The following is an 11,950-nucleotide window of genomic DNA, read 5'->3' on the forward strand; positions in this document are numbered from 1 at the left end:
TCCTGACACGGGCGTCGTCCCGGCGGCCGGCCCGGGCGACCACCGCACCACGCGAGAACGCAGGAGGCGCGGGTCACGCGACCCGCGCCTCCTGCGTTCCCGGCGTCGCGGCCTAGCGGCGGACGGCGTCGATCTTCAGCATGCGCGCGATGACCGAGTCGAGCTGGCTGTCGTCGAAGATCTTCTTCCAGTCATCGCGGACGATCGACTCGCGGCCGTAGTCCATGGCGATGTGGCAGGCGTCGCTGAACGGGTTCGAGCCGCGCAGGCCGTTCGTCAGCGCGATCCAGGTGTGGCCGTAGAGCATGGCGCGGGCGGCCTCGTAGGGGACCCCGACGCCGTCGACGGTCTCTTCGAGCGCCTCCTTGAGGAACGCGCCGATCATGCAGGCCATCGTCTCGACCAGGGTCGGCTCGAGCACGGCCAGCTGCTTGACCGTCACGTAGTGCACCGCGATGACGGGTGCGTAGATCGTCGAGATGACCTGCGTCATGAGCTCGCGGACGGGCGAGTCCTCGGCCACGCCCTCGAGCGCGGCGACGACCTCCTGCGGGGCGGCCACGCCACCGAAGGTGTCGGCCCACTCCTCCTTCGTGGTGCGCTCGAGGAACACGCTGGGGTGGCAGGGGTGCGCCACCGCGTAGTGGATGTCCTCACGGTCGGCGAGCAGGCCGGCGTAGGCGGCGGCCGGGTCGAGGGTGAGGATGACGGCGCCGGTCTTCATCGCCGGGACGACCTGCTCGGAGACCTTGCCGAGCACGACGTCGGGCACGGCCAGGATCACCACGTCGGCGTCCGCCACGGCCACGTCGGTCGCGGTGACCGTGCGGCCGAGCGACTCGATCAGCTCGACGCCGGCGGGCGACGCCTCGCTGTAGAGGGTCGTGTACGCGCTCTTGGCGAGGTTGTTCGAGACGCGCTGGCCCATCTTGCCGCCGGCGCCGATGACGGCGACGGTGACGTCGGACGAGCCCTGGCCGTCGGCGTACGTGACGGTGCTCTCGGGGGCGGTCGTGTCGAGGGTGTCAGTCATTGTTCTTGCTCCTTAGCTGAGAGATGGTTCGTGTCGTCCACTCGGCTTCGAGCCGGGTGGTGGTCTCGGGGTCGCCCTGCCAGGGCAGCCAGTGCTCGACGACCTGGTTGACAGGGCTGATGCCGCCGTCGCGGGCGTCGAGCGCGGCACGGATGCCGTCGTAGTCGAGGCGGCCCTCGCCGAGCGGCGTGCTGGTGAGCGCGAAGCCGACCCAGCCGTCCTTCCGTGAGAAGGCGAAGTCCTTGACGTGCCAGTTGGCGACGAACGGCAGGCAGCGCGCGGTCACGTCGGCCGGGTGCTCCAGGTTCGCGACGGTGTTGGCCGGGTCGAGCACGATGCCGAGCCTCGGGCTGGCGACCGTCTGCACGACGGCCACGAGCTCGGTCGAACCGACCTGCTCGTAGGTCTCGAGGGCGAGGGTGACCCCCGCCTCCTCGTACTCGGGTAGCACCTCGCGCAGCCGACGCTCGGTCTCGGCCGCATCGGGACGGTCGTCGCCCGCCGTCCACATGCTGCGGACCAAGGAGGCGCGCAGCGCGACCGCGAGACGCAACCACGTCCGCAGGACGGTCGGCCCGGTGCCCCGGGTGCCGAGTTCGAGCGTCAGCCCGAGCTCGTCGGCGAGGTCGCGCAGCGTGGCGAGCCGCTCGTCGGTGTAGCCGGTCAGGGCCTCGTGGTCGCAGATCTGGAACAGCCGGACGCCCTGCGCGGCCGTGTCGCGCAGCATGTCGTCGAGCGTCATCGGCTGCGGGACGAGGTCGCTGCCCCGCCAGAAGTACGCGTAGGTGCTGAGGCCGATCACGAGGTCACCCCGTCCCGGCGTGCGGTGTGGGGGGCCGGCGTCTCGTCGAGTGCGGGTGCCTCATCGAGCGCGAGTGCGAGCGCCTCGTCGAGGATGCGCTCCACCGCGGAGGCGTCGTGGGCGAAGCGACCGAGGAACAGCCCTCGGACCCGGCCGCCCAGACCGGTCAGCAGCCCCGGACCGGCGCTGCCGCCGTAGATCACCCGGCTGCCGGCGCGATCGGCCAGCCCGGCGAGGTGGTCCTCGACGGCCGCGACCACCGCGGTGATGTGGCCCGCGGACGCCGGCACCGGTGCGCCGATCGCCCAGAGCGGCTCGTACGCCACGACGAGGGCACCCGGGAGGCGGGCCTCGTCGGCTGCCGCCAGGGCGAGGTCGATCTGCTGCGTCACCTCGAGCGCGGCGAGGGCGGGCGACGTCTCGTCGGCCTCGCCCACGCAGAGCAGCGGGGTGATGCCGTGGCGCAGCGCCGCCGCCGTCTTGGCCGCGACGACCGCGTCGTCCTCGTGGAAGAGCGTCCGCCGTTCGGCGTGGCCGATCTCGGCGAGGGTGCAGCCGATCTCGGCCAGCTCGGCGCCGCTCACCTCGCCCGTGAAGGCGCCCGAGTCGTCGGTCGCGAGGTCCTGGGCACCGAGGCGGACCGAGGTGCCGGCCAGCGCCTCCTGCACGGGGACGAGCGACGGGAACGTCGGCACGACGAACAGGTCGACGACGCCCCGCCGGACGGCCGGGTGGCGCCGCGCGATCTCGGCCACCTCGGTGCTCCACGCGAGGGTCCTCGCGTGCGAGAAGTACATCTTGAGGCTCACCCCGATCGTGAAGCGGGCCGGGGAGGGCCGGACGGGGGCGGTCACCGGATCGCTCACGCCGCGTCGATGCCGACGGGCTCGCCCGACCCGTCGTAGCCGCAGATGGCCGCGACCTTCTCGGCCGAGGCGCTCGAGGTGTCGAAGCGGTAGGTGAGGAACTCCTTCGCCAGGCGGCGCATGAGCTCGACGCCGATCACGCGCTGGCCCATGCAGAGCACCTGGGCGTCGTTCGAGAGGACGGCGCGTTCGACCGAGAACGTGTCGTGCGCGGTCACCGCCCGGATGCCGGGCACCTTGTTGGCCGCGATGGCGACGCCGAGCCCGGTGCCGCAGATCAGGATCGCGCGGTCGGCGCGGCCGTCGGCGACCATGCGGGCCGCCTCGACGGCGACGTGCGGGTAGGCGGTGTGGCCGTCGGCGGCGACCCCGACGTCGGCGACGCTCGCCACGCCGTCGTTCGCCTCGAGGTCCTTCTTGAGGACCTCTTTGTAGTCGTACCCGGCGTCGTCCGATCCGACGACGATGCGCAGCTGGTCAGCCATGGTGGTGCCTTTCGTGGAGGGTGTGGGGGGAGGGGTCACGCGGCGGGCTGCGGCACGAGGACGCGTCCGACGGCCCGCGTGATGAGCCCGAGCGAGGTGGCGCCGGCGTCGGGCGTGCCGAGGCTCTTCTCGGCGTGCGGCCGGGCGCGGCCCATCTTGGGCAGGAGGTCGGCCGTCGCCGCGGCCGCCGTCACGGCGACCTCGGCCGCGGTGGCCCAGGCCGTGGCGAGGTCGGCCCCGTCGTCGACCGCCGCGGAGAGGGCCGCGTCGAAGGGGACGAGCACGTCGATCATGGTCTTGTCGCCGACCGTGGCACCGAACTCGAGGATCGCCTCGGTCGCGGCGGAGACGCCGCGGGACACGGAGGCGCGGTCCGGGGCCGCCTCGTCGCCCACGGCCGCGCCGAGGCTCGCGAGGGCGGCACCCCAGAGGGCCCCGGAGGTGCCCCCGGCACGGTCGGACCAGGCGTCGCCGGCGAGGTCGAGGACGGTGCCCGCCCCCGCACCGGCGAGCACGGCCTCGCGGGCGGCGGCGACGGCGGCGTGGACCCCGCGCTGCATGCCGATGCCGTGGTCGCCGTCCCCGGCGACGGCGTCGATGCGTCCGAGCTCGTCGACGTTCTCCTCGACCGTGGCCCGCACCGCCTCGAGGGCGCTCAGCACCAGCTGGGCGGCCTGCCGGGACGCCGGGGTCGCGGGCGGGATCGCGATGGCGACCTGCGCCTCCTGCTCGGCGTCGTCCGCCCGCGACGCGACGTCGACGGAGCCCTTCTTGTAGGCGGGTGCGTCGACCGGGGCCGCCCAGAGGCGCTCGAGTTCGTCGTCGAGCCAGAACAGGGTCAGCGAGACGCCGGCCATGTCGAAGCTCGTGACGAGCTCGCCGACCTCGGGCTCGACGACCTCGACGCCCGCTTCGCGGAGCAGGGCGTCGACCCGGGCGTAGACGACGAAGAGCTCTTCGTACTTGACCGAGCCGAGTCCGTTGAGGAGCACGGCCACCTTGCGCCCGCGCGCCTCGTCGACCCCGTCGGGCAGTTCGTCGCTCGCGAGCAGCGCCTCGACGAGCAGCTCGGCGAGGCCGTCCGCCGTGGGGACGTCGGTCTCGCCGATGCCGGGCTCGCCGTGGATGCCCATGCCGACGGCCATGCGGCCCTCGGGCACGGTGAAGAGCGGTTCGTCGGCCCCTGGCAGCGAGCAGCCCGAGAACGCCACGCCGACGCTGCGGGTGCGTTCGTTCGCCTTGACGGCGACGCGGGCGACGTCGTCGAGGTCGGCGCCCTCCTCGGCGGCGGCCGCGGCGGACTTGAAGACGGTGAGGTCGCCGGCGATGCCGCGACGCTTGTGCTTGTCGGCGATCGACGCGCTCGAGATGTCGTCGGTGACGGCGACCGTCCGGGTCTCGATGCCCTCGTCGATCAGCTTCTGCTGGGCCTTGTCGAAGTTGAGGACGTCACCGGCGTAGTTGCCGTAACTGAGCAGGACGCCCCCGCCGTTCTGCGCCGACTTCGCGACCGACCTGACCTGCTGCCACGAGGGCGAGGCGAAGAGGTTGCCGAGGGCGGCGCCGTGGGCGAGCCCCTGTCCGACGAGTCCGCCGAAGGCCGGGTAGTGACCCGAGCCACCGCCGACGACGAGCGCGACGCTGCCGGGGGCCGAGCGGGTCGCCCGGACCACGCCGCCGTGCACCCGTCGCACCCAGCGCTGGTTGGCGGCCACGAAGCCGTCGATCATCTCGTCGGCGAAGTCGCCCGGATCGTTGAAGAGGCGTGTCATGAGAACTCCAGGAGGCGGTGGTCCGGTCGACGGCGCGACGGCACGGCGACGGGGTGCGGAGGGGGCGGGGCCCGGATCGGTGATCGTCCGGGCCCCGCGGGGGGAAGGGGGTGAGCGTCGGTCAGTCGAGCCCGGCGGTCGCCGCCAGGTCGGCCTGCTCGCGGGGGCTGAGGGTGCCCTCGGGCTTCTTCATCCGGCTGAGCGCGATCATCAGTGCGGCCGACAGGAGCATGAAGAACCCGACGATGAACATCGGCGCCCGGTAGTCGCCGGTGACGTCGGTGACCAGGCCCGTGATGTACGGAGCGCTGAAGCCGGCGAGGTTGCCGACCGTGTTGATCAGCGCGATGCCCGCGGCCGCCGCGGCCCCGGTCAGGAACTGCGTGGGCAGGGTCCAGAAGTTGGGCAGGGCCGCGAAGATCGCCATGGCGGTGACCGCGATCACCGCGATGGTGAGGGCGGGGGACTGTGCGTAGAGCGCCAGCGGGATGCTCAGACCGCCCACGACGGCGGGGATGACGATGTGCCAGGTCTTGAGGCCGCGACGCGAGGCGTCACGCGACCAGAAGTACAGGGCGATGGCCGCGGGGACGTAGGGGATGGCCGTGATGAAGCCGCGCTGGGTGACGGTGAACTCGGTGCCGAACTGCTCCTGGAAGCCGCCGATGATGGTGGGCAGGAAGAACGCGAGCGCGTAGAGGCCGTAGATGAAGCCGAAGTAGATGAACGAGAGCATCCAGACGCGGCCGTTCTTGAAGACGACGCCGAGGCCCGGGTGCTTGCCGGTGGTCGAGACGGCACCCGTCTTCGTCGAGGCCTCCTTCACCAGCGCCTGGGTCAGCCAGACCTGCTCTTCCTTGGTGAGCCACTTGGCGTCGGCGGGCTTGTCCTTGAGGTAGAACCAGGCGACGATCCCGACGACGATCGCGGGGATGGCGACGCCCATGAACATGAAGCGCCAGCCCTCGAGGCCGAAGAAGACGCCGTCGTGGCTGATCAACCAGCCGGCGAGCGGGGCACCGATGACGGTGGTGAGGGGCTGCGCCAGGTAGAAGAGGGCGAGGATCTTGCTGCGGTGGGCGGCCGGCACCCACAGGCTCAGGAAGAGGATCGCGCCGGGGAAGAAGCCGGCCTCCATGACGCCGAGCAGGAAGCGCAGCGCGACGAGCTGCTCGAAGTTCTGCACCCAGGTGAAGAGCAACGCCACGATGCCCCAGGTCACCATGATGCGGGCGAGCCACTTGCGGGCACCGAACTTGTGCAGGGCGAGGTTCGACGGCACCTCCAACAGGATGTAGCCGATGAAGAACACGCCGGAGGCGAAGCCGAACTGGGCGGCCGACAGGGCGAGGTCGGACTCCATGCCGTTCGGCGCCGCGAAGCCGATGGCGGTGCGGTCGAGGTAGTTGATGAAGAACATCAACGCCACGAACGGGACGAGCCGGACGGCGACTTTCTTGATCGCGGACTTCTCGACCGCGCTCTGTGGCGCGCTCGTTCGGGTGGTGGTGTCCACATCGACTCCTTCGGATCTAACGACGTTGTTGGATGACGCCTTCGACCGATGCCGGTGGCGTGCAGGGACCATCGTGCCTTTTTCGTCGATATCTGTCAACCGGTTGACCAATTGAGCGGCGGGACGGAGCGGCGCGAGTGCCTCGAGAGGTGGACCCGTGGGCCCCGCTGACTAAGCTCGCACCGTGCCGGCATACCCAGAGAGCGACCCCACGAGCCTCGATCTCGAGCTCGAGATGGTCCCGCGCGGCACCGCGGTCAGCGAGGTCGTCAAGCAGCTCGTGGCCCTCCTGACGGCCGGCGAACTGACCCCCGGGTCGCGCCTCCCCCCCGAGCGGCAGCTCGCCGAACGTCTCGGCGTCGGGCGGTCGGCCGTCCGAGAGGCCCTGGCCGCCCTCGAGATCCTCGGCATCGTCACGGTGCGTCCGGGCTCGGGCACCTACCTGCGCGACCAGACCTCGGAGTTGCTGCCGACCACGCTCAGCTGGGGTCTCATGCTGAACGCGGCACGCACGCGCGAGCTCATCGAGGTCCGGGGCGGGCTCGAGATCCAGGCCGCCGCCTACGCCGCCGAGCGGGCCACCGACGCCGACGTCGACGCCCTGCGAGGGTACATCGAGGTGATGGCCGACTCGCTCGAGGACCTCGACGCGTTCCTCCAGGCCGACATCCGGTTCCACCTGCAGATCGCCGTCAGCGCCGACAACGTCGTGCTCAAGGACCTCCTGCAGAGCACCCGGTCGCTGCTGCGCCTCTGGGTCGAACGGGGGCTCACCGAGAAGGACCAGGCCGAGGCCGCGTACCGCGAACACCGGGCCGTCTTCCGCGCGATCGAGGCACGCGATCCCGACGCCGCGCTCGCCGCGATGCGCGACCACATGGCCACCGCCGCCGACCGGGTCCGGAGCGCCACGGTCGTCTAGGTCGTCGCCCTCGACGGGCGACGCGACGTCGTCGTCACCTCCGCTCGAGAGTCGGTCGGCACCGGCGTCACCGCACGAGGACGCAGGAGGCGCGGGTCACGCGACCCGCGCCTCCTGCGTTCCCTGCCGCTCGGATGGCCGTCAGGCGCGACGGCGCAGGACGCGGTGGGCCAGTCCCGCCAGGGCGCCGCCGACCAGGGGCGCCACGAAGAAGACCCAGACCTGGGCCAGGGCGTCGGGGCCGCCGTAGAGGGCCGCCGCCAGCGAGCGGGCGGGGTTCACCGACGTGTTGCTCACGGGGATGCTGATCAGGTGGATCAGCGTCAGGGTCAGGCCGATGGCCAGGGGCGCCAGGGCCTTGTACTCGTTCTTGGCGGTTACCGAGAGGATCACGCCGACGAACACGGCCGTCAGCACGATCTCGGTGACGAGGACGGCTCCGAGGCCGAAACCGCCGGGCGACGACGCGCCGAAGCCGTTCGAGGCGAAGCCCGAGTCCCGGGCCGCGGCGAAGTAGCCGGCGGGGCCGTCGGCGGCGACGAGCGCCACGACGCTGGCTCCGGCGGCGGCCCCGACGAGCTGCGCGACGACGTAGCCGGGCACGCTCGACCACGGGGTCCGACGGGCCAGGGCGAAGCCGACCGTCACGGCCGGGTTGAAGTGGCCGCCCGAGATGTGGCCGACGGCGTAGATGCCGGCCATCACGCTCAGGCCGAACGCCAGGGCCACGCCGAGGAAGCCCACCCCGAGCGCGTTGCCGTCGTCCGGGAACGACGACGCGAACACGGCCGTGCCCACGCCTCCGACGACGAGGAGGAAGGCTCCGAACGCCTCGGAGGCGTACCGCGCGAGGGACGCGTAGGTCTCGGCGTGTTGCGTGCGCTGTTCTTTCGTGGACCGGCTGGCGGGTGTGGTGCGAGGCATGGGGGACTCCCTGGTGTGGGGTTGGGTCGGGTTGGGGTGGGTTGGGACGGGGTCGGGTGGGGACGGGGCCGGGTCGGGCCGGGGCCAGGTTCGGAGGGGCCGGCGGCTAGTCGGACGACGAGGTGAGGTTCTTCACCGTGTCGACCGGGACCGGCGGGACGCCCCGCTTGACGCCCTTCAGGCCGACGGCGACGAGCACCGCGGTGACGACGGCGAAGGCCGCGAACGTGATGAGCGCGGCGGCCCAGAGGGGCAGGGCCAGGGCCAGCAGGGCGACGGCGGTGCCGGCCAGGAGGATCACGGTCACGATCGCCAGGACGGCCCCGACGGCGAGAAACACGACGCCCGATCGCGCGTCCCGAGCCCGACCGGCGACCTCGTCGCGGGCCGACCTCAGTTCGGCGCGCACGGCCTTGATGAGGGGCTCGATCGCCCGGCTGCCGAGCTGGTCGCGGAACCTGCCGGCGAAGCCCGAGTCGGCCTGCTTGTCGTCGTCGCTCATAGTGGTCGTCCTTCTCTCGGCGCGGCCACTCGGGTCGGTGGCCAGGGATCGCGGTGCCGCAGTGCGGACGCGCTGTGTCTCGGTGACACACCATTCGGACGCGAGCGGCAGCCCACCCGTCATCGACCTCCAGCGAGCTTGCAGACTCGGGTCGGCAGGCACTCGCGAAGCGGCCAGGCGGGGGACAGCGCGGGCCTGTCCGGCGGACGGCGGACGGCGTCGGGCGTGCGGCGTGCGGCGTGCGGCGTGCGGCAAGATGGCCTGGTGGCTCGACGCGAACCTCCCGTCATCCGCATCGTCGCGTCGACCAGCGCCGCGGTGCGCCAGGCCGACGGGCCCGACCGACTCGCGCGCACCGACGCCGCCGTCGACCGGCTGCGTCACGGCGGACGCTCCCGCGAGGACGCCGTCTACCTGCTGTCGTCCTACTGGACCGGCGAGCACGGCCGACAGCTGCCGAGCCCGCGCACGCTGATGATCACCCTCGTGGTGACGCTGGTCGTCTGCATCGGTGCGGTCGTCGCCTTCGGCTCGACCGGCATCGCCTGGATCGCCGCCGTCTTCTTCGGCGGGGGACTGCTCGTGCGGGGGATCGTCGAGCTGTGGCGTCTCCACCGCAACTGGTACGGCTCGCGCGAGCGGCGCACCGCCGTCCGCTCCCTCGTGGGCGTCGCCCTCGACGTCGTCGGCGTCTACCGCGACGGCTACCGCCTCCCCCGGGAGGCGCGCGCGGCCGACCGGCGCCAGGCCCGGTTCACGAGGTCGAGGCCGTCACCACGACGACGGTGACCGGGCGGCCCCGTGGTCGTCGCCCGGGTCGGCCAGGCGCCGACCGGCGTCGTCAGTCGACCAGGATGCGGAGGGCTTCGACGAGCGCGCGGTTGCCGGCGCGGAGAGCCGCGACCTCGGCCTCGAGGGCGGTGAGGCGGCTGTCGGCGGGTGCGGCGGGTGTGGGTGTGGGTGTGGGTGCGGGCACGGATGCCGGCTCGGGCTGAAGGCCGGGTTGGCTCTCGAGCGTCGGCTCGGGCTCGGGGGCAGGATCGGACGCCGCCCAGGGGTCCTGCTCGGGCTCCGGCTCCCGCTCCCGCTCCGGCTGCGGGTCGGCCTCCGGGTCGGACGCGACCTCGGTCTGCGGAACGACCTCGGCCTGCGGCACGGACTCTGTCTGTGCGTCGGACTCGGGCTCGCTCGCGGGCTCCGGAGGTGCGGCGGGCTGCGGAGCGTCGATCGCTTCGTCGTCCTCGGGGGACTCGACTCGCGCCTCCTTGGTGGTCTTGACGACCTGCGAGAACTTCGGGCGGGGCTTGCGCTTCGGCTTGGCGGACTCGGGCGAGGCCTCGTCGACCCAGTCGCTGAGGGTCTGCCGCGGGACGTTGAACTCCTCCGCGACGACGGTGAGGACGTTGCGGTCGGTGGGGTTCGTCATCCGCCGCTGCAGCACGCGGGCCGTCGCGGCCTCTCGTGTCTCGTCGTCGTACCACTCGTCGAAAGGCATGCTCCGAGTCTAGGGACGCGCGAGTCCCTCTCCCGTCCGACTCGAGTGGGTGGTCCACGCATGACCGATTGACAGGACATACGGACATGGCTAGCCTCGTCCTGTTGCCGTTGCAGGGCGACGACCCGCACCGACGCGGGAAGCTGTAACCACAACCAATGGAGGAATCGTGGTCACCGACACATCGGGCAGTTCGCCCCGAGTAGCTCTTCCCGCCCTGGTCTCGGGCCCGCACACCAAGCGTCTCGGCACCGTCGCGGTCATCGCCACCTTCGGTGGCCTGCTCTTCGGGTACGACACGGGCGTGATCAACGGCGCGCTCGACTCGATGGAGGAGAGCCTCGGGCTCACGCCGGCCAGCGAGGGCGTCATGGTCTCGGCCATCCTCATCGGGGCCGCGGTCGGGGCGTTCTTCATCGGGCGCATCTCGGACGCCTTCGGGCGGAAGCCGACCATCAACACCCTGGCCATCCTGTTCTTCTTCGCCGCGCTCGCCTGCGTGCTCGCCCCCACGTGGGAGTTCCTCACCGGGGCGCGGTTCTTCCTCGGCATCGCGGTCGGCGGGGCCTCGGTCACCGTTCCGGTGTTCCTCGCCGAACTCGCCCCCACCGAGCAACGCGGCGGACTCGTCAGTCGCAACGAGCTCATGATCGTCTCGGGGCAGCTCGCCGCCTTCACCATCAACGCCGTCATCGGCAGCGTCTGGGGCGAGCACGACAACGTGTGGCGCTACATGCTCTCCGTCGCGGTGCTGCCCGCCATCGCCCTCTTCATCGGCATGTTCCGTGTCCCCGAGAGCCCTCGCTGGCTCATCGCCAAGGGCCGCGACGACGACGCGCTCGCCGTGCTCAAGCAGATCCGTGCCGACGACCGCGCGGTGGCCGAGATGGCCGAGGTGCGCCTCCTGGCCGACGAGGAGAAAGAGGCCAAGAGCGCCCGCCTCGCCGACCTCATCGCCGAGCCCTGGCTCCGCAAGATCCTGTTCATCGGCATCGGCCTGGCCGTCGCTCAGCAGCTGACCGGCATCAACTCGATCATGTACTACGGCACCCAGGTGCTGCAGCAGTCCGGTTTCTCGCAGAGCGGGGCCCTGATCGCCAACGTCGGGGCAGGCGTCATCGCCGTCGTCGCGATGCTCGTCGCCCTGCGCATCATCAACAAGGTCGGACGGCGCACCATGCTCATGGCCGGCTTCGCCGGCGTCACGATCTTCCACCTGCTGATCGGCCTGTCGTCGCTGCTGATCCCTGAGGGGCTCGGCCGCGCGATCGTCGTCCTGATCTTCGTCATCGGCTTCGTCGGGACCATGCAGGGCACCATCGGCCCTCTCGTCTGGCTGATGCTCAGCGAGATCTTCCCGCTCAAGCTGCGCGGCGTCGGGATGGGGCTCACGGTGCTCATCCTCTGGTTGACCAACTTCGCCGTCAGCCTGCTCTTCCCGATCCTCGTCGCCGGCATCGGCATCTCGACGACGTTCTTCATCTTCGCCGTGCTCAACGCCGGGTCGTTCCTCTTCGCCGTGAAGAAGGTGCCCGAGACGAACGGGCGGTCGCTCGAGCAGCTCGAAGAGGACTTCAGCACCGGTGCCATCTACGTCGTGAAGAACGGCAAGAAGTGACCGCGACCGCACGCC

At 71.5% G+C, this 11,950-nt stretch carries 12 protein-coding genes; 3 read left to right on the plus strand and 9 right to left on the minus strand.

What is annotated here, in order from left to right; genetic code table 11:
* Window positions 1-112: 112 nt before the first annotated feature.
* The 6 genes from HQQ78_RS13970 to HQQ78_RS13995 all read right to left on the minus strand — a co-directional run bounded on the left by HQQ78_RS13970 (window position 113) and on the right by HQQ78_RS13995 (window position 6,474).
* The gene (locus HQQ78_RS13970; protein WP_173154177.1) at window positions 113-1,033 is read right to left on the minus strand and encodes a phosphogluconate dehydrogenase C-terminal domain-containing protein; all 921 of its coding nucleotides are present in this window, start codon (window positions 1,031-1,033) and stop codon (window positions 113-115) included.
* Entirely contained in the window at window positions 1,026-1,835 is an 810-nt protein-coding gene (locus HQQ78_RS13975) for a sugar phosphate isomerase/epimerase family protein (protein ID WP_371740431.1), read from the minus strand. The genes HQQ78_RS13970 and HQQ78_RS13975 overlap by 8 nt, the downstream gene beginning before the upstream one ends.
* The gene (locus HQQ78_RS13980; RefSeq protein WP_371740430.1) at window positions 1,832-2,701 is read right to left on the minus strand and encodes a triose-phosphate isomerase; all 870 of its coding nucleotides are present in this window, start codon (window positions 2,699-2,701) and stop codon (window positions 1,832-1,834) included. Before HQQ78_RS13980 ends, HQQ78_RS13975 begins: the two co-directional genes overlap by 4 nt.
* Window positions 2,698-3,186, minus strand: a complete 489-nt coding sequence (locus tag HQQ78_RS13985; protein WP_056260280.1) for a ribose-5-phosphate isomerase — start codon at window positions 3,184-3,186, stop codon at window positions 2,698-2,700. Before HQQ78_RS13985 ends, HQQ78_RS13980 begins: the two co-directional genes overlap by 4 nt.
* Window positions 3,187-3,221: 35 nt before the next feature.
* Window positions 3,222-4,958 (minus strand): dihydroxyacetone kinase family protein, encoded by a 1,737-nt coding sequence (locus tag HQQ78_RS13990; RefSeq protein ID WP_173154180.1) that lies wholly within the window; start codon window positions 4,956-4,958, stop codon window positions 3,222-3,224.
* A 121-nt stretch (window positions 4,959-5,079) separates the two neighbouring features.
* Window positions 5,080-6,474 (minus strand): MFS transporter, encoded by a 1,395-nt coding sequence (locus HQQ78_RS13995; protein ID WP_371740429.1) that lies wholly within the window; start codon window positions 6,472-6,474, stop codon window positions 5,080-5,082.
* A gap of 184 nt (window positions 6,475-6,658) precedes the next feature.
* On the opposite strand from HQQ78_RS13995, the gene HQQ78_RS14000 reads away from it, so the two are divergent.
* Window positions 6,659-7,396 (plus strand): FadR/GntR family transcriptional regulator, encoded by a 738-nt coding sequence (locus tag HQQ78_RS14000; protein ID WP_267659096.1) that lies wholly within the window; start codon window positions 6,659-6,661, stop codon window positions 7,394-7,396.
* 141 nt (window positions 7,397-7,537) lie between these two features.
* Here HQQ78_RS14000 and aqpZ read toward each other — a convergent pair whose 3' ends face one another.
* Window positions 7,538-8,320, minus strand: a complete 783-nt coding sequence (aqpZ, locus tag HQQ78_RS14005) for an aquaporin Z (protein WP_173154186.1) — start codon at window positions 8,318-8,320, stop codon at window positions 7,538-7,540.
* A gap of 106 nt (window positions 8,321-8,426) precedes the next feature.
* Window positions 8,427-8,822 carry a phage holin family protein gene (locus tag HQQ78_RS14010; protein ID WP_173154189.1) on the minus strand — a complete coding sequence of 132 codons (396 nt, stop codon included), beginning with the start codon at window positions 8,820-8,822 and terminating at the stop codon, window positions 8,427-8,429.
* A 264-nt stretch (window positions 8,823-9,086) separates the two neighbouring features.
* On the opposite strand from HQQ78_RS14010, the gene HQQ78_RS14015 reads away from it, so the two are divergent.
* Window positions 9,087-9,611, plus strand: coding sequence for a hypothetical protein (locus tag HQQ78_RS14015; protein ID WP_173154192.1), 525 nt, complete (start codon window positions 9,087-9,089; stop codon window positions 9,609-9,611).
* Between the two features lie 52 nt (window positions 9,612-9,663).
* On the opposite strand, the gene HQQ78_RS14020 is transcribed toward HQQ78_RS14015, so the two are convergent.
* Window positions 9,664-10,317, minus strand: coding sequence for a hypothetical protein (locus tag HQQ78_RS14020; protein WP_173154195.1), 654 nt, complete (start codon window positions 10,315-10,317; stop codon window positions 9,664-9,666).
* A gap of 169 nt (window positions 10,318-10,486) precedes the next feature.
* Between HQQ78_RS14020 and HQQ78_RS14025 the strand changes: the two genes are divergently transcribed.
* Complete coding sequence (locus HQQ78_RS14025; RefSeq protein WP_371740427.1) at window positions 10,487-11,935, plus strand: sugar porter family MFS transporter; 1,449 nt, start codon at window positions 10,487-10,489, stop codon at window positions 11,933-11,935.
* Window positions 11,936-11,950 lie beyond the last annotated feature (15 nt).

Origin of the sequence: Frigoribacterium sp. VKM Ac-2859, assembly GCF_013204925.1 — a bacterium.
Classification (GTDB): domain Bacteria; phylum Actinomycetota; class Actinomycetes; order Actinomycetales; family Microbacteriaceae; genus Frigoribacterium.